The following is a 19424-nucleotide window of genomic DNA, read 5'->3' as shown; positions in this document are numbered from 1 at the left end:
TATTATCCTTTCACGGCTCCGTCACTTAATCCACCTACAATGTATCTTTGTAAGTACATAAATAATACAAACGCTGGAGCTGAAGCTAGTATTGAACCCGCAGCATAAGCACCCGCATTAACGTGTTTAGGTTCAGTATCAATAAAGTAACTTAACCCAACAGCAAGTGTTGTATTTTTTAATTCAAATAAAACAAACTTAGGTAAAATAACGTCTGTAAATGGTATCAAGAATGATCATAAAGCAACCATAATTAACGCAGGTCTGATAACTGGAACTAATATTTTAAAGAATAGCCCTCAGTTATTGCATCCATCAACTTTTGCCGAATCATCTAGTTCTGATGACACTGTGTCTAAATAACTTTTCAACATAAATGTATTACCAGAAATTGAACCACCTGCATAAATTAGAATCAACATAAATATTGTTGGGAAGCCTAATGAATTACCCATTCTGATAAGTAAATATAGCGAAATTAGAGCTGATGTAGCTGGAATCATTTGAAGCATCATAATAACTGTCAATGAATGCTTAGAACCAGCAAATTTAAATCTTGAATATGCGTAACCATTTAAGGCTACTGCTATTGTTGAAATAACCATTGTTAATACGGCTATTAGTATTGTATTGAAATATCATCTACCAAAATAACTTTGCTCACTTGTGAATAAGTATGTAAAGTTTTCTCACCCAAATTTAAATGGTGTGATGGCAATAATACGTGGGTTGTTTATATTAAAAGCAGAAATAATTAGAGAAACAATTGGGAAAAGCACAATTATTGCTCAAACTATTAAGATTAAATAATTAAAGAATAATCAAATTATTTCCATTGTTGTAGGAGGTTTTGAATCTGATTCATTAAAATTTAATCTTTTTTTGTCTAGTTTTTTATTATTGACTTTTATATCATCAAAAATATGTGAATAAATTCTTTTTCTAGAAAACATCTCTTAATCCCTCCTTGACATTGATTTAATAAATCCACGAGCACCAAGTGAAATACTGAATAATGCAGCTAAAGTTGTTAAAGCGGCAGCGAAAGCTTGATCTCCGGCAAATTTAACTGTACCAAGTGTTAACTTATAAACTCATGAAATAATGATATCTGTTGAAGCTTCACCAAACACAGTAGGATTCGCAAAAGCAGGACCACCACCTGTGAATATAGAAATTGTTGTAAAGTTGTTGAATGAACCAACAAATTGTCCAATTAACATAGGTGCAATTGAAAGTAATAATGAAGGTAATGTTAAATATCTAAATAACTGTGCACCTCTTGCACCATCAACTGAACCAGCTTCATAAATATCTTTTGGTATAGATTGTAAGTTACCTGTCACTAACATAAAGATTCAAGCATAAGCAATTCATGTTTGAACTATAATAACAAGAACTCTAGTTGTACCTATTTCAGCTAATCAGTTTTTGGCATCACTAATTAACCCTATTTTAAGCATAATTAAGTTAATGAAACCTTGGTCCCCACCTTGGAACATACTTTTAATAAATGTAAGTGTAACGAACGCAGGAATTGCTCAAGGTAAAATGTAAATAACTCTAAATACTTTTTTAAATTTAATTCTTTGGCTGTTTGTTAATACAGCAATTATAATACCTACACTTATCGGAATTAATGTAGATAATATTGTTCAAATTATTGTTCAAACAATAACTCTTTGTAATGATAATAACAAGTTATTTTCTCTAAATACTCATCAATATCCTCACATCTTAAGCCCTACTCAATCAACTGTTTGAGACGGAGCTTGATGCTCATAACCGAAGTTGGTAAATGAAATTAATATAGATGTAAATATCGGTGTTGCAACGATGAAAATCATTAAAAATCAACCGAATAGTGAAATCATCCATGGAAATCCACTTGTATTTAATCATCTTTTTGTATGTGTTCATTTACTTGGTCTTGAACCATATTCTAATTGTTTAGCAACACGATAAGAACTAATCGATGATACGGATAAATACGCTAATGCGAAAACTAATAAAACAACCGAAATAACACCACCAAATATATATAAACGAGCATCCGTAAAAATACCTAGTGATGAATTATGAAGTCCTTTTCCAAGGTCACTAAATCCTGGAATTCCACCCATTTTACTTCAATAAGCACCAAATGAAAATGGAATAATAACTGTTCATATAAAAGTTGATAACAATGTTAATAAAGTACCTTTAACATATTGTTTGAAGAATAATAATTCTGATAATCCAGGAAAAACAAATCCTAAAAATGATGTTAGGAATCTTAAATTCTTCATTGTTTCAACTGGTATAGTTTTTTGCGCTTCTGTTATTTTACTTTCATATATTTTTTTGTTAACTTTAACTTCAGAAAATTCCCTTCAAAATGCTGTTCTTAGAATTTCTTTATTAGACATTAACATTGATTTTAATTTTGTTTCACGAATAGTTTCTTTTTTATTAATTTTATATTCGTAAATTTTATTTTTGTAAGCTTGTTTTGAAATTTCTTTTGAAGCTATTTTACGTTTTAATTCTGCTTTTTCATCTTTAAATTGCTTAATAGCTTTAGATTTTGCTAACTTAAATTTTTCGTTATCTGTCAATAATTCAAAACTTAAATCATCGATATTTTTGTTATCTCTATTGTTAAGTTTTTCTACTTCTTTTTGTTTAAGAACTAAAAGTTCATACTTAGCTTTTATTTTTTCTTTTCTAAAGGCTAACCTAGTTTTTCTAGAATCAATAAATAAATCTCTTAATGATTTAGATTCTTCTAAGTTAAATTTACCTTCATAAGTATATTTAACTTTACTTAAACCAACTTTTTCTTTGTATTGTGACTTTAATAAATTTTTGAATTCGTAATATGTTCTAAATAAATTAATTTTGCTAAAAAATTGAGAATGAGCAATTTGAACAAAATGATTTTCTTTATTTTCGATTAAGAAATCACTTAATTGACTATTTAATTTATTAGAAATTTCCTTCGCTTCGTCTAGTGTAAAAGTACTCTTGAATGTATAGTCTAATTGAGGAATATCAATTTCATTTTTTGATAAAAAACTCATAAAATCTTTGGTGTTTTGTATCATTGAGCGATATTTAACTAATTTTAATTGTTCTTTATAGTTTGATTTTATTTCTTTAATTTGTTTGTTTGAATTATCGATTATTTCTTTTACAATAGCTTTATTTTTTGTTTCAGCATTTAAAATAATCTCTTTTTGTTCTTCAATTTTCGCCAACGCTTTTGTTTTAGTTTCTTTTGCACGTTCTAGTAGTTCATTAGATTTTTTTGTATATTCATATTCTAATTCAAGTATTTTCTGTTTAGTTACTAACTTAATTTCTTCTGTTTCTTCAATGAAAAGTTGTTTTTGTAACTTATAAGTTCCTTCGTATTTTCTTATTAATTCTTGTTTACGATTGTATAAACTTATTCTTTGTTTTTCAACTGAATTATAAATATTAGTGAAATATTGATTTGGATTATCAAGTTTTTTAACTCATTCCTGCTCTATTGGTAATAGATCGTCGTGAATTAGCTTAATATCAAAATCGGTCTTACCTGTTTTTTTAATATAAATATACATTATGTTGTAAATAGCGAATTTTTTAAACAATTCTTCTTCATCAACATAAGTTTTTGTTTTTAATTTTTCTATGTTATCTAATTTGACATCAATTTCATCAGCGCTTTGTTGTAAAGAATAAACAAAATCTTTTGCATATTTTTTTGTATCCTTTAAAGACGCCTTAATTTTATTGATTTCAAATTGCAACAAGTTGATTGTTGAATCTGCGTATGATAATTTTTTAATAGAATCTTTTAAAACTGCAAGTTTATTCTTGTAGGCAACTTTGTGACTCGCAAGTTCTCTTTTTAAATTATCTTGTAGTTTTGTTCTTGCTCTTAAGTATAAATCTTTGTCTATACTCTCTTGAGACTTTATTCTGTCCCTTGTTCTCAAAAATATGTTTCTTACTTGCTTTTTGTAAGCCACCATATTACCTGAGCTTTGGGGTAAAATATTATCAAATGACTCGCCATATCAATTATAAAGTTTTAAATCTTCCATAATTATTTGCTTCGTCCTTTGTGTATTTTGTATCATTCATAATAATGAAATTTTCTATCTATGTGGTATTTTAACATAAATACAAATAATGTAAATGCATTTATTCCTGATAAAAACGAAGCAAAGATACCTACCCAGAATTGAAATTTAGTATATTGGCTTGTTTGCTCTGAGCCACCATAAAATGGCATTGCAATAAAAGTTATAAATACTAAAATTCAAATTATAAAGAATAGATATCCTGCTTTAATTTTATTTTTTAAAAGTAATATATATACCAAGAAAAATATTATCACGAATGAGTTTGCAATGTAAGATATTATTGTTTTCATTGCTAATTGTGAAACAAGTTTACTAACTTCTTCGTCATTATTATTTGCTTCAATTTTATTAATATAATTAGGATTAATACCATAACCAAATGGTATTAAAACCCAAACTAATAATGTTACTGATAGTAACGCTATTAATGAAATTAAAATATAAAATTGTTGTTTATTAATATTTGTCTTGTATTTTTGATACATATTTTATTAATTGTTAGCTGGTTTTTTTGGATCGAAAGCAACTGTAAGTGACGCTTTACCTGTAATAGATTTAGCTGTTTCACCAAATAAGTAACTTAAATGATCTTCGATAGCAGCAACAAATTGTTCTTTATTATTAACTGAATTTTTAATTTCTTCCAATTTAACTTTGTTACCAACTGTTTTTTCGTTTCAGTTTCCTCATACTTGACCAAATTGAGGGTTAGAGTTATCGATACGTCTTTCTTGAGTTGACAAGATTCCAATTCCACCTTCTTGGATTGTTCTACTTGAAGCAACAACTTGAAGAACTTTATCAACACTTTTTAGTTTGTTGTATTCAGCAGTTTTTTCAGTAACTTCGTCAAATGTAACTTCAGAAGGTTGACCATCAGAATTAACCATTTTACCTTCAGCATAAATTCCTGCTGTAGCATTTCTTACTTTAGCAACGTTAACAAAGTTAGCTAAATATCCTTTTACAGCTTTTTCAATTACATCAGCTGCAACTGTTGTTTTTGCAACTTCTGAAGAAAAGTCTTTAGCTCTTTGGATAACACTATTAATTAAGTCATTTAATCCAGTTTCATCATTTACAACATTTGAAAATGATTGAATTAAAGCTTCTTTTTCATCACCATTATCTCCGTTAGCGCCGAAAATGTATTTTTCTACCTTTCTAACGTGTCATGCGTTATTACCTTCCATTAATTCCGAAAATTTTGGATTTGTTATTGTAGATAATCCACCTTTAATAACACCCTCACCAATTTGTCATGGTTCATTGTTACCTCGAAGATCAGCAAGATTTGTCAATCCTAATATTGCTGAAAGAACGTTTCTAAGTGCATATGAATCTTCTAAACTATTGTTAAGAGTTGTAAATTGTTCGTTAGACATTTGATCAGGTTTAACGTTATAGTTCCCTTTTTGATCTTCGGGTTTTAATTTAACTTCTTCTTTTGTTAATAATTGGTATGTTGATTTAGGTAATTTATTAGCATCGTTTAAAGGATCTGAATTTGTTTCGATGCTTCAAGTATTTCCTAATAAACCACTTCTGGCTAATTTAACAATCGGTTGAACTACTTCTTGATATTTTACAATTAAGTCTTCAAAATTTTTGAATCCTAAATCTGTTGCAAATTTTGCTACTTCAGCATTTTTTTCTGTATTGACTCTATTGTATGCTTCTTGAACTCTTGTACGTTCTGCCTTAGCAAAAGGAATTTTTGAATCTCTTTCAAAGTATTTTAAGTATGGTTCAGTTTTAAAAATAATCTTAATTAATTCAACGATAGCATTTTTTCTATCTTCTGAAACACCATTATTTCTTGCGTTAATAGCGTATGATCATGAACCTGATGCTTGTAAGTATTTATAGTCATCTTTTGTATTAACAACGTTAAAGAATGATTTTGCATTTGCTGTAGATTGAGCATTTTGAATATCTCATGTTCCTACTAAAGCAAATTTTATTTTTCCTTCTTTCATTAATCTAAATGAAATGTTTTGAGCATTACCAACATCTGAACCTAAAAATGATACTAAGTCAGCTTGAGAAATACCTTTTTTCCCTCAAACAGTTTGTCCATAATCAACTGTGTTTTTCTTAAAAGCAGCTTCATAAATTGGTCACAATAAATCACCAACTACATCAAGAGCTTTTTTAAATTCTGGGTGGAATTTGTCTGATTTAATAAATCCTGATTTAACTTCATTATTATCACTATAAAGTATTTTTGACATTAAATAATCAGCTGCTTCACCATTTTCAATTTTATCTTTTTGTAATTTATCGAAAACTCCACCAAAGATTCCGTTTCCAAATCAAAAGTCTTGAATTCTTAATAACGCTTCACCACTTGTAACTAATTCCGCTAATGTATCAGTATTTGCATTTTCTAAAATTTTTCTTGACTCATCTTCGTTTTCGCTAGATGCCATAACTATACCTTCAGCGTTATGTCTTAATGCTAAAAGTTTTTTAACTGTACCAGCGTTTATATCACCTTTAATAACACCTTCTACAGTACCAAAATCTCTCATTTCTTTAATTTCTTCAGCAGATGTAACTCCCAATTGTTTAGCAAGTTCATCAAATAAAGTAGGATCAAATTCATCGATTTCAGCTAATGAACCTGTTTGTGCTGTACTTGTAATTCTATCGTTAGGTGCATAAAATAAATCAGGAACTTGTTCATCTGTTAAACCTTGTGTGCCGAAATCTAAGGCACCAAAAACGTTTTTGTTAATTGTTTGAATTTTGAAACCTTTTTCCTTAGCATAAGGTGTTTCATTAAATTCTTTAATAACTTCATTATAAAAGTCTTCTTGGGCTCCATCAACAGCAATAACTATTTCTTTTCTATTTGCTCATGTGTTACCTGATGAACTTTGTGTTGTAGAACCACAAGCAATAACTGTTGAAAGAGATGCGATACCCGCAACTAAACCAGTTGATAATAATAATTTTCTTTTCATTTTGTCTCCATTATTTTTTTACTCGAACGCTAATTCATTTTTATTGTAAGCGACGATTAAGAATAGGATACTTATGGGTGTTAACATTAATAATAAACTAACTACACCAATGATTGCAATCCATTTATTGAATTCTGTCTTTCGCAATATATAAAAGACATGTACCGATAAAATCAAAGCAACCAAATAAGATGTGAAATATATAGATATAAGAATTCTAGTAGTATATTTTTTTATTTCTAGAATTAAACTAACTAAATACCTGTCTTTTTCTACCTCTTTTGCTAAATTTATCAAATATAAAGCAAAAATTATTTGAAGAATTAAAAGCACAATGCTTGAAAATATAAGAAATAAGTATTCTAAAATTTTAGGCTTATATTTTCTTTCTAAAGGGTACTTGCCTAGAAATAACCATCTAACTTTAGTTTTAAAGGGGATTTTCTTTATTTTATATTTCTTTTTCATATCCTAATTATAATTTTACAATAAATTTATTTATGATATTTCTACCTTTATAAATTTAATCATTTTTTGTCATTCTAACTTGATATATCAAGATGAGTGTTTTATTTTTGTTCTTTTTTACCAATTAAGAATGCAGCTAATTTAACTCCATCTTTACCTTGTATAAGAGTAGGGCTTTCTTGAGGATTAGATTCATCAATTAATTTTGCAGTTATGTTTTTAGATAATAAAACTTTTTTTATCTCAAACTCTTTTTTAAGTCAAACATTTGAAATAGGTTTATTATCTCCGTTAAAAATAAATAATACATATGTTCCGTCGTGATTATCTCTTAAAACTGTTTCATTATATTTAAAATCATCTTGGTAAATTTCAGGTCTTAATTGATAATCTAATACTATTTCGGGGTTAGCTATATTTTCAACTTTTTGTTCACTTACAGATGGAAAATCTTTTCTAACTTGAATTAATTTAGAAACAAGTTTATAAAAACCATTAGGATCAGAGATTAAATATTCTGTATTACCTTCACCAACAGATGCCTTAGGTAAAATTTGAGCTCCGTCTCTTTCGTCACTAAAATAAACTTGTTTAGACATATCACCTCAATACCAAGGTTCACGAACGTTTGTATCACCTTCTCCTTTATTACCGCCTTGCATTAATATTTCATCACCCATGTAAAGAGTCGGATATCCTCCTCTTGTTAATAATGAAAATACCGCATATTCGTATGCTCATCTTTCTTGATCACTAAGTGTATTAGGTTCTGCACCTACCTTACCATGAGAAACAGTATTTCTAAAATATGTAATTCATCTATCAACATCGTGATTTTCTAAATGAGGCATTCATTCTCTTGCAATCCCGTTTTTATCTTTAAGACTATTTAAAACATTTCTTTCGTCTTGGGGACTAATACTTACATTTGTATTGTATCTTCATTTTGTTGCATCAATTAAAGAACCTATCGCCATAGAATCATCTTGTTTATTAAACCAAAAATCTTTCGAATTTCCTTTATCTGTAGCGCCAGCAGGATCACCTCATCACTCACCGAACATGAATGGAGAATTTGAAGATCTTGTTACACCTTCTTTTTCAGCATCAGCATAACCTTTTTCTGCTGCTTTTCTTCATTCAGATAATAGTTTAGTTGTTGTAGAAGCGCCAGACTCTGTACGTTTAAATCTATTTTCACTTTGGAAGAAATGATAGAATGCATCGTATCTAAATCCGTCTACACCTTTTTTAGCTCAAAAGTAGTGAATATTTTTTATTTCTTCTTGTAACCTAGAATTAAATAAATTTAAGTCAGGCATACCTGATCAAAATTCTGCCACTCAATGTTTATTTGTAGTTCTTACTGGATATGTTTTACCATCATAATCTGTAAATTGAGAACCGTTTTGAGGTATTGCTTTAAAATAAGTTCTTAAGTTAGAATCATCAACACCTTCTCTATTTGCTCTTCCTCCACCAACATTTGTGTAAAAATTATAAAAACTTCTATATGTTGATTTATCATTTAAAAGCGCACTTTGGAATCATGGATGTTCGTATGAAGTATGATTGAAAGCCATATCTAGAACAACCCTAATTCCATTTTTATGTGCTTCAATTAAGAAAGCATCAAAAGCTTCCATCCCGCCAAGTTCTGGAGCAACTGCTGTATAGTCAATTGCATCATAACCATGATATGTAGATGCTGGAAATATAGGAGACAAGTAAAGAGTATCTATTCCTAAATTAGTAAAATAACTTAGGTTATTTTTTAAACCAATAAAATCTCCTATACCATCTCCGTTCCCATCTGCAAATGAATAAACCATTAATTGATATACAACATTAGATCTCTTTGCTTTGTTATTAAAAGGAGCAATAGCTTTTACATTTTCGGCTTCGTCAGAGTATGTAAAATTATTTAAACTTTTTTGTCTATTTATCTCTACAAATTTTGGATTATTTCAACCAATTCAATTTTTTCCTGATTCTTTTCTTCTTTTTTGAAAATCGCTTTGTTCGTAAGCTACCAATTTGCTTTTAGCATTATCATCAGTTTTTGTTGTCGAACAACTTAAAGCAATTAATGATGTTGCTGGAGCTAAAATACCAGCTGTTAAATGTAATAATTTTATTTTTTTCTTCATAGTATTATTAATTATAGGCAATTTTAGAAAATTTCCCCATCATATATTATCTATTTTTTTTAACTTGATACATCAAATAGTACTATATTAAAAAAATACATTAAGACAATGTATTTTGGTTAATCAAGTAATATAATCCTATTAGTGCAGAATCGTCTCCCATTTCATCAAAAACTAATTCAACATTATTAAAATGGTTAAAATCACTAATCTTTTTAGCTTCTTCAAATGCATCTATAACAAATTTTTTGTTTGCTAAAGCTAGGCTACCACCAACAAAGAAAACTTGGGGAGCAATAATTCCTGCACTAATTGCAAACATTCTTGTTAATGCGTCTTTTGCTTCAAAAATTATTTTTTTAGCAATTTCGTTAGTTGATTCTAATTCGAAAACTTCTTTTGCATTATTAGCAATCTTATAAAATTGAGCTTTTGTTGCTATTCCACTGCCTGAACAGTGCAATTCTAATGCATAATCATTTATTAAACGATGTTTTTCGCTAAAATTTGTTGTCGATACAGGTATTTGTGCAATTTCTTGAGCATAATAATTATTACCATGATAAATTTTATCATTTATAACTAAACCCGCACCAAAACCAGTACTAATTGTGAAGAATTGACTAACATTGACATCTTTAGTATATTTATTATGATTTGCTAAAGCCATAGCATTTGCGTCGTTTTCAAAGACAATTGACTTTAAGTTAGTTTTAGATAATAAGTAATTTTTAACATCAAAGTTAACTCAAGAACCTAATAAATTAGGGCTTTTTAAAACAATACCATTTTTATAATCGCTAGGCCCAGGTATACATAAAGCAAGGTGTTCAATACTATATTTATTAACTTGATCGATTATTCAATCGCATGTAATTTCAGCACTATTAATATTTGTTTGTGTTTTATTTTTCATCAATATTTTGGCATCTTTATCGAATAAGGCAAAACGCACATTTGTTCCACCAACATCTACTGTTGCATATTTCGTATAATTCATATTAATATTATATATTGTTATTATATTTATTTAATTAAAAATAATTGCATATAAATGCAATTATAATTATCCACAAAATTAAAGTATACGGGTCTAAAAGTTAATTTTTGGTTCTGTTTTATTTTTGATTCTTAAAATATTTGGCTTATGAGAGTAAGTTATTAATGAAGCTAAAAATAAAGAAATTAATGGAATTATAAAATAATAATTTATACCTGAAATGTTATTAAAAATACCAAGTTCTCCGGTAATAATTCATGGAATAAAAAGTACCACACTAGAAGAAATTGATGCACTAATGCTTGCTACTGAAACATATTTTTTAATATATAAAACTAAAAAATATATAACAACAAAAACCAAAAAGGAAATTACATTTATACTTAACATTAAACCAACAAAATTTGCGACCCCTTTTCCGCCTTTAAATTTATGAAAAACAGGAAAAACGTGACCTAACACAACCGCAAAACCACCAAATGTAGGGATTAAAATTAATTCATTGTAAATCTTATTCGAACTTTCAAATGTGTTTGAAACTTCTAAATTAATTTTTATGCTATTGTTTATAAGCTTAGATATTCCGTATGATAACAATATCACAATTATAGGTTTTAAAATATCTACAACTAAAATAAAAGTACCAAAAAATTTACCATATACACGTCTAGCATTAGTAGAACCGGCATTTTTAGAGTTAAATTCGCGTAAATCTTTTTTGAAAAAATATTTACCTAATAATATAGATAAATTAATTGAGCCGACCAAATAACCAATCACAACAAAAAGCAAATTAGTTAATATAGATAAATAAATTTCCATTTTTCTCCCTTTTAAAAGTGTAATTATATAAATTATATATTTAATTTTTCTGTAATTAATTATATAATAAATACTATGAATGAACAAAAACAATTTGATGTAAAAATAGTTGAATTACCAGATAAGGTTTTAAGGAAAAATTCCTTAGATGTAGAATTACCGCTTTCTAACGAAAACATAAAATTAGCAGAGCAAATGATTTACCATATCGATGATTCACAAACAGAAGGAACAAAATTTAGACCTGGTGTAGGTGTTGCTGCAGTTCAATATGGAATTCTAAAAAATGCTTTTTATATTTTTATAAAAGATGAAAAAGAAAAAGTTATTTTTAAAGATGTACTTTTTAATCCGAAAGTTGTTTTTAAAAGTAAAGAATTAGTAGCACTAAGCGAAGGTGAAGGTTGTTTATCTGTTCCTGAAGAATGACCAAATCAAGCAGGTTATGTACATAGAAGTAAAAGAATAATAGTTGATGCTTATAGTTACTTCGAAAAGAAATTTTTAAGATATGAAGTTACAGATTATTTAGCTATTGTTTTTCAACATGAATTAGATCACTTAAACGGTATGCTTTTTATCGATCGTCTAAAGAAAAAAGAACCTTGAAAAAAACTTAAAAAATCTACTTATTTATAGACAAATTATATGGAGAGGAATACAAATGAACTTAAACTACGTTAGTTACTTTTCTGAAAATAGTTCTTCAGAAAAAAGTAAAGACGCGATATCACAAATTTTAGAAAAAATTAACTCGTTTTTTACGAAGTTAGATGTACCTAGCTTAACATATATAATACCAATTGTTATTATTGCGCTTTTTGCAATATCTTTTGTTGTTGGTATGTGATTGAGAACAAAATATATTATTGCTAAAATTGCTTCAGTCGGATTAACAATTATATTTTCTATAACCGCTGCAACTTTGATGCAAAATAACGAACGTTTTAAAGAATATAAAGATGTAATACCTTTTGTAATTACATTTGCAGCTTTATTATTCTACTGATTGTTGAGGGGTATTTTCTTCTCAATCACCCTTTCAATTCACTTTTGAATGCGTAAAAGAAGAAAAAGAATTGACAAACAAAAAGGTTTTGTGACAAAGACAACAATGAGATTAATAACCGGAGCCTCAAATATGATTGCTTCATCTTTTGGTATTTTCTTATTTAGTAACGTTTTACTAAGTGCAAGCCAAAAAGACAACAGCACATCAAAGGCGAGCCAAGTTGCCGTCAAAATAATGACTGGAGGTAAGGGGGCTAGCCTTAACGGTATTGGAAATTTTGCAATATCAGTTTATCAAGTATTGACTAGTGGTGAACAATTGTTTAATGATTATATTAATAACCCTGATAATAAAGATGCTAAAGAAAAATTTGAAAAAGTTATGGAAGGGTTTACAGAAACATTAAACGATCCTAAATTAAGAAAGATTGTTTTAAATAATCTTGACAAAATACCACAATTAAAACAAATGAATGTTATAGACGATGAAACAGCTACAAAAGTACGTGCTAAAGTTACATCTGATGATCCTAGATACGTAACAGCCTCAAAAGATGAGAAAAAAGAAATTGCTACACAATACTTTGTTGATAACATTTCACAAATATATGATGAATATATTAAAGATTCATTAGACAATAAAACTAAATCAATATTAGGTAATTTCTCAACTAACTTAACAACAGAAGCTAAAGAACAACTTTCAAGTAAAATATCACAAATCATAGAAAAAAATATCCAAAGAGAAGAAAATAAAATTATAAACTTTGATAAAGTTATTAACTCTTTATTTTCAGAATTGGAAAAAAGAGAGAAACAAAAAGACAATTCTAGTGAAAAAATAGAAAATGAAAACCCTAAATCAAATAATAAAGAAAGTGAAAATAGTGGAATTTTAAAATCCATCTAAAATTTAATTATGTTTAAACCAAAACAAAATAACACAAATTCTGTTAACATCGAAACAGGTCAGATACCAGTAAATTTACAAACTTCACAAATTAACAATAGTTCTCTTTTTGTTGATCCACAAAAACAACTTAATCCATCAACATATTCGATAATAAAAAAAGAAAAAAGAATAAGATACCTTTCTTTCACTTTGTGAGGAGTATTATTCCTTTTATCTTTAGCTGCAATTGGTGTAAATTATTTTTTAAACACCGCAAAAGATCCTCATAGAGGAATAGGATGATACGTACTAATTGCATTTGTACTTTTAATTTCATTCTCCGTTTCTGTTAGAAGTTTAATTAAAATTTCAGGTTGAAAAAACGTTGAGAAAAATTACAGATCTAATTATTCTAACGGTGACGCAGCATCAAGCACAATGTTTGCTGATTTATACAAAGCATTAACTCTCAAATCATTAAGGCTTACATGAATATTCGTTTTCTTCACTACTTATTTCCTAATTTTTAACTTAGCAATAATAACACTTTATTTTGGTATAGAAGAAGTAACTATCGGACAACCTTTTAATGAAAGCGAAACAAATGGTTCACTAAATTTACACATATATTTAAACTTAGTGAAAAATCTTGATTCAACATTTGGAAATACAACTACATTGCTAGCAATTGATGGTGGTGTGTTTGTTGGAATATTTGCTTTATATTTATTCATTACTTTATACGATAAAAAAAGAATTCAAGATGTAAAAGCTCAATTTGGTACTGCTGAATCAGCAATAGCTGTAATGAAACTTGTTGAAGAAAGAAAAGCAAGTGAAAATAAAGCATGATTCAGAACATATATAATTATATTTATATTAGTTGTATTATTGCCACTTGTTTTAATAATATATCTTTCATATAGAGGAATTATTAGAAGAGGCAAAAAATAAAATGAAATTATTAGTTATACTTGAAGATAATTTTAATGACTTAGAATTAGTAACTCCGATAACAATTTGAAGTCGTTCAAATAAATTTGAAAAAATTGATTATTTTAACCCTGTACTCAAAAGCGCTAACGGACAACTAAATTTAGCTAAAATAGATAATATCCTAAATGAAGTTGATTTTAAAGATTACGATGCCATATTTATCCCAGGCGGTAAAGGTGCGCAAGTTTTAAGAAAAAACTTTAAGTCACACGAATTGATAAATAAATTTGTTAAAAATCAAAAACTAGTTTGAGCAATTTGCGACGCTCCGAATGCTCTAAAAGAAAATGATTTAATTCCAGAAAATACTAAATTCACAAGCTTTCCTAGCGAATGAAGTAAATTATTTAGATATAATAAAGATTATGAAGATACAGATGTAGTAGTATCAAATAATTTTATAACAGGAAGTTCTGCTATGACCGCTGAAAAACTAGCATATAAAGTTCTTGAAGAAATTTTTGATAAACAAACTGCAATAGATACTTATAAATCTATAATAGGAAAATAAGAAAAGTTAACATTCTGCAATGTTAACTTTTTCTATATTTAAATGTAAATATAAATTGTGTTCCGAATAAGATAAATGAAATTAATTGTCAAATTAATCCACCAATAAACGGACCAACTTCTGCGCCTCCAACAGAAGATATTATTAATAATATTCATCAAATTATTCAAACTAAGTTATTTAATTCATAAATCACATACATTCAAATTGATATACCTTTTCAATGCTTATGTCTTCAAGAAAAAACTAGTTGTGGCAAGAACGCAAATGTAGTTAATGATGGGAAAATTAATGCCATAGCAGTTTGAACATCTGCGGTTCATCTAAAGTCAGAAACATTTCTTATTATTATAAAACTTGTTCAAACTAATAGAAATATTAATAATCCTAAATATGCTATTTTCTTTCTAAATAAGCTAAACTCTTTTTTGAAATAATATAACAAACCAATCATGACTGTATATAAGAATAAACAAACTGAATTAGCAATTAATGTTGCAAATAATTTCTCGCTACCAAATGATGATCAAAATGTTCACATCAATACTCCGGTATGAAAAATTCAAAACGAAACAAAATTGATATTCCCTGTTTTCTTAGTTTTAATGATGTTGATTAACTGCGGTAAACTTAAAATCATCACAAATACCGCTGCTATTCACGATAATACGTCAATTGTATAATTCATAGGACAAAATTATAACACATTATTAAATTTTAGTATTTCTATGATAGTTTCTCCTATTGCATTTGTGTTATTTTTACCAATAATTCTACTTGCGGCTTCCTTTGCATCGTCTGTTGCGTTGCCCATTGCAAAACTTAAGTTAGCATTTTTTAACATTGCAATATCGTTTCCACTATCACCAAAACTAATCAAATTTTTATGTGATAAACCTTCTAATTCTAAAACTTTTTCAAGACCCTTTAATTTATTAACACCTAAAGGGTTAATGTCAGTATACACTCCGTTGGTTAGAAAAATTGAAACCTTGTACTTATCAAGCAACTTAATAATTTCACTAGTTATCTTTTTCGCAAGTTTTTTAGGATTTCTAGTTGCGATTTGAACAATATGAAAATTATTATTTTCTATATTATTTTTCAAGTCTTGTATATTACAAATGTTTAATATATTAAGATCCATTTTATTTTCATTACTTAGCCAATTAGGTATTTTACTTTCAGGTAAAATAGTACAATTATAATCTAACGAATCTATTGTTAATACTAGTTTATTTTCATCTGAGTATTCTCTAATAATATCAAATATGGCATTATCTAATTTTCCTAACACAAAGGTTTTTTCGTTTTTTATATCGTATATAACTGCTCCGTTAGAACACACAAAATAATCAAAATTATTAATAGTATTTTTGTTAAATAAAGGTAATACTTTACTTATACCTCTTCCAGTAGCTATTACATTTAGATTACCTGATTTTTTAGACAAATTCAAAGCATTAAAATTAAATTCTGAAATGCTATTATCTTCACCTAAAATGGTTCCATCCAAATCAAAAGCAAAAAGTTTTTTCATTTATAAACTCCTATCGTTTTCTTATAAAAAGAAACATTTTTAATTATATATATTTATTTGTATTTTTTATAAAATTAAAAAATAAAACTTAATAAACAAGACACAAACTTAGATGTTTTTTTAATGAATTAATATTACTATTATAACTTTTAAACAATAATAATTATTAGTTAATGTATAAATTAAATTATTGTATAATATAAATACGCTTAAATATTATAATCTAAATAAGGAGGAAAAATGAGCAAACGTACATACCAACCTAATAAACGAAAACATGCAAAAGTTCACGGTTTTAGAGCAAGAATGAAAACTGCCAATGGTAGAAAAGTATTAGCTGCTAGAAGAGCTAAAGGTAGAAAACATTTAACAGTTTCTGACAAATAATAAAAGCACCAACATGAAAAAAATATATCGACTAAAAAAGAATTGGGATTTTCAAGAAATAATAAGTAAAAACAATTCATTACATAATAAATATATTGTTTTATACTACAAGAAAAGTAATTCTTTTAAAATGGGTATAACAATACCTAAAAAATTTGAAAATGCTGTTGGTCGTAATTTTAATAAAAGACAACTCAAGGCAATAATAAATAATTTAAATCCGTATGATTTAAATTATGATTTTGTTATTATTGCAAGAAAAGAGTTTTGTAACTCTCCTTTTTCTATTAAAAAAGTAGAAATACAAAAATTATTTGAAAGATTTAGAAAAAATGAAAAATAATAACTTTAATTATTTTAGAAACAATAACAATAGTTCGGACGAAAAAAAAGAAAAAGCTAAAAAAGGTTTTTTTAAATGAATGAAAATCATTTTATATCTTTTAATTTTTGGTCTAACTATGACAGGTTGTATTCAATCATTTGTTTTGAAAAATTCAACAACCGTTGGTAACGGTATAGAATTTTTCACAAATAAAAATGATATTGCACCTAGAGTTAATACATTCAAAGAACGTGAATATGGTAATGAAAAAACAACAACATTACCTTTAGTTGACAATGACGGAAACGATACAGAAAAAAAATTAGAAATATCAAAGCTACAAATATTAGAACAAAATGCTGATAAAAACATCTATGTTAATGATAGAGAAATTTTATCTAAATTAAGAGAACAAACCACAGAAAACGGTGGTCAATACGGTGTCGAAACTAATGGTCAAAAAATATTCTTATCCGCTATTAATATTGAAAGCCAAAAAGATAATAACAATAGATTTATTGTAGAAAAAAATGGTAGATATTTATTTAAATCTGCTAACTCAACTTCTTATAAATATGTAAACGATATTGATGATATTGTATTGCTAAGATTTTTACCTAATACCGCTATTCCATATATTGATGTAAAGAAACATAAAATAGATGTAAAATCTGCAGATGGTAAAAAAACAATACAAAAAGATGTTTACAATGTTGATAGTAAAGGAAACTTATCAGTTAACTTTATTAGTGGTTTACAATTAGTAAATAACTACAATGAAAAAGACAAAAATATTACAAACGTAAACGATAAAATTACAGTTGCAAACTTTATGTTTGCTAGAGATGTTTTACAAGAATTTTATAATTATACATTTGGTAAAAATAGTAAATTTTTAAGTGATTTAAATAAATATACAATAAATAAAATTAACGACGAAGACTTCACATCAGTATCAGAATATTTTAAAAGTTTAATAAAAGACGACAAAAAAGTAATAGTTGCTCAAGATAGTGATGAAACTTTATTTGAAGTTTCTCAACCGGAATTAACATTAATTAGAATGTACCAAGAAACAATGCTTAATTATCTAAATTCTTTAGGATTTGTAGAAAAAAGAAAAGATAAAAACGACCCAAAAAGTGTAGAACAATCTAAAATTATTTCTTCTAATATTAATAAGTATAATTTTGAAGAATCAAAATTAAACGTTATTAATAAAGAATTATTGTTTAGAGGTGATTATCCTTTACAACCTATTTCTAATTGAGCACAATCGTGAGAATATGGACCATTCTATGGTTTAATAGTTTATCCATTATCAGTTGTTGTGCAATCATTACAACAATCACTACCTGATTTAAAAGGGTGAGAAGCAATTATCGCCATTGTTATTTCATTGGTTTTAACAAGATTAATAGCATTAGCATTAACTTTTAAAACTAAAATGTCACAATCATTACAAGAAGGATTAAGATATAAAAAAGCGGCAATAGAAGCTAAATATCAAGGTTTTGAAAAAAATAAACAAATGAAAATGAGAAAAAACCAAGAAATTCAAGCACTATATGCAAAATACAATATTAATCCTTTAGATCAATTTGGTAGTTTATTAATATCAATGCCTATTTTCCTTGCTATGTGAAGGGTTATTCAAGGTATTCCTGAAATTAAAGATACAGTTTGATTAGGATTAAACTTCTCTTCAGTTTCATTCCAAAAAGTTATGGGTGGAGACTTTAGTTATCTATGAATTTTAGTACTAACTATAGCAATCCAAATACTTTCTCAATTATTACCACAATTCTTAAATAGAAAAAAATTCAAAAGAACTACAACAATCTCAGAAAAGAACGCGCTTAAAAAATCAGAAAAAACTCAAAAAATTATGGTCGCGGTGTTCGCAATTATTACAATTATGTTCGGAGTTGGTGTTCAAATTTATTGATTATTCGGTGGATTATGACAAATGCTTGAAGTTCTTTCATTACACAAACTTAAGAAAACAAAATGGTTTAAAGAAAAATATTCTAAAAAACTAGCTAGAAAATCATAAAAATGACTTTAGCAAATGCTTAGTCATTTTTTATATGCAAAATCATAAAAATTTATTAAAAAATATATATAAAATAAATGCAAATTTTAACTAACAAAATACTTATTTTTACGCTATTTTTTGCTTTGTTGATATATCAAGAATTTAAACAAAATTTAATGCTAAAAACGCTTATTTTATAT

General features: G+C 27.2%; 17 protein-coding genes. 7 read left to right on the top strand and 10 right to left on the bottom strand.

Features of this window, described 5'->3' with window-relative positions; genetic code table 4:
* Positions 1–2: 2 nt before the first annotated feature.
* The 8 genes from JXZ93_RS00440 to plsY form a co-directional block, all read right to left on the bottom strand.
* On the bottom strand, positions 3–953 hold the full coding sequence (locus tag JXZ93_RS00440; RefSeq protein WP_205852126.1) for a sugar ABC transporter permease: 951 nt from the start codon (positions 951–953) through the stop codon (positions 3–5).
* 3 nt (positions 954–956) lie between these two features.
* The gene (locus JXZ93_RS04055; protein WP_205852191.1) at positions 957–4073 is read right to left on the bottom strand and encodes an ABC transporter permease subunit; all 3117 of its coding nucleotides are present in this window, start codon (positions 4071–4073) and stop codon (positions 957–959) included.
* Positions 4074–4075: 2 nt separating this feature from the next.
* Positions 4076–4600, bottom strand: coding sequence for a hypothetical protein (locus tag JXZ93_RS00430; RefSeq protein ID WP_205852127.1), 525 nt, complete (start codon positions 4598–4600; stop codon positions 4076–4078).
* A gap of 6 nt (positions 4601–4606) precedes the next feature.
* Positions 4607–7084, bottom strand: a complete 2478-nt coding sequence (locus JXZ93_RS00425) for a hypothetical protein (RefSeq protein WP_205852417.1) — start codon at positions 7082–7084, stop codon at positions 4607–4609.
* An 18-nt stretch (positions 7085–7102) separates the two neighbouring features.
* The gene (locus tag JXZ93_RS00420; RefSeq protein ID WP_205852416.1) at positions 7103–7552 is read right to left on the bottom strand and encodes a hypothetical protein; all 450 of its coding nucleotides are present in this window, start codon (positions 7550–7552) and stop codon (positions 7103–7105) included.
* A gap of 101 nt (positions 7553–7653) precedes the next feature.
* Positions 7654–9702: an alpha-amylase family glycosyl hydrolase gene (locus JXZ93_RS04050; RefSeq protein WP_205852415.1), complete on the bottom strand. Its 2049-nt coding sequence runs from the start codon at positions 9700–9702 to the stop codon at positions 7654–7656.
* Positions 9703–9802: 100 nt separating this feature from the next.
* A complete protein-coding gene (locus JXZ93_RS00410) occupies positions 9803–10702 on the bottom strand; it encodes an ROK family protein (RefSeq protein WP_205852414.1) in 900 nt (299 codons plus the stop codon).
* Between the two features lie 93 nt (positions 10703–10795).
* Positions 10796–11524: a glycerol-3-phosphate 1-O-acyltransferase PlsY gene (gene plsY, locus JXZ93_RS00405; RefSeq protein WP_205852413.1), complete on the bottom strand. Its 729-nt coding sequence runs from the start codon at positions 11522–11524 to the stop codon at positions 10796–10798.
* A gap of 75 nt (positions 11525–11599) precedes the next feature.
* On the opposite strand from plsY, the gene def reads away from it, so the two are divergent.
* From def to JXZ93_RS00385, 4 genes are read left to right on the top strand one after another with little or no spacing between them, the layout of a single operon-like run.
* On the top strand, positions 11600–12163 hold the full coding sequence (gene def / locus JXZ93_RS00400; protein WP_205852132.1) for a peptide deformylase: 564 nt from the start codon (positions 11600–11602) through the stop codon (positions 12161–12163).
* 25 nt (positions 12164–12188) lie between these two features.
* On the top strand, positions 12189–13445 hold the full coding sequence (locus JXZ93_RS00395; protein ID WP_205852412.1) for a hypothetical protein: 1257 nt from the start codon (positions 12189–12191) through the stop codon (positions 13443–13445).
* Between the two features lie 9 nt (positions 13446–13454).
* The gene (locus tag JXZ93_RS00390; protein ID WP_205852134.1) at positions 13455–14381 is read left to right on the top strand and encodes an MSC_0882 family membrane protein; all 927 of its coding nucleotides are present in this window, start codon (positions 13455–13457) and stop codon (positions 14379–14381) included.
* 1 nt (position 14382) lies between these two features.
* A complete protein-coding gene (locus JXZ93_RS00385) occupies positions 14383–14934 on the top strand; it encodes a DJ-1/PfpI family protein (protein WP_205852411.1) in 552 nt (183 codons plus the stop codon).
* A gap of 22 nt (positions 14935–14956) precedes the next feature.
* On the opposite strand, the gene JXZ93_RS00380 is transcribed toward JXZ93_RS00385, so the two are convergent.
* Together JXZ93_RS00380 and JXZ93_RS00375 are read right to left on the bottom strand one after the other, a co-directional pair.
* Entirely contained in the window at positions 14957–15622 is a 666-nt protein-coding gene (locus JXZ93_RS00380) for a PQ-loop domain-containing transporter (protein ID WP_205852410.1), read from the bottom strand.
* A 9-nt stretch (positions 15623–15631) separates the two neighbouring features.
* Entirely contained in the window at positions 15632–16474 is an 843-nt protein-coding gene (locus JXZ93_RS00375; RefSeq protein WP_205852409.1) for an HAD family hydrolase, read from the bottom strand.
* Positions 16475–16714: 240 nt separating this feature from the next.
* Between JXZ93_RS00375 and rpmH the strand changes: the two genes are divergently transcribed.
* Genes rpmH through yidC form a run of 3 tightly spaced genes read left to right on the top strand, consistent with a single transcriptional unit; the run spans position 16715 to position 19242 of the window.
* Positions 16715–16861 carry a 50S ribosomal protein L34 gene (gene rpmH / locus JXZ93_RS00370; protein WP_205852138.1) on the top strand — a complete coding sequence of 49 codons (147 nt, stop codon included), beginning with the start codon at positions 16715–16717 and terminating at the stop codon, positions 16859–16861.
* Between the two features lie 13 nt (positions 16862–16874).
* Positions 16875–17204, top strand: a complete 330-nt coding sequence (rnpA, locus tag JXZ93_RS00365) for a ribonuclease P protein component (RefSeq protein WP_205852139.1) — start codon at positions 16875–16877, stop codon at positions 17202–17204.
* Positions 17194–19242, top strand: a complete 2049-nt coding sequence (gene yidC / locus JXZ93_RS04045) for a membrane protein insertase YidC (RefSeq protein ID WP_205852408.1) — start codon at positions 17194–17196, stop codon at positions 19240–19242. The genes rnpA and yidC overlap by 11 nt, the downstream gene beginning before the upstream one ends.
* Positions 19243–19424 lie beyond the last annotated feature (182 nt).

The organism is Mycoplasma sp. CSL10166 (genome assembly GCF_017116885.1).
Classification (GTDB): Bacteria; Bacillota_I; Bacilli_A; order Mycoplasmatales; family Metamycoplasmataceae; genus Mycoplasmopsis.
Note: the sequence above shows the minus strand (reverse complement) of the source record. Positions and strands in the feature narration are given on the sequence as shown.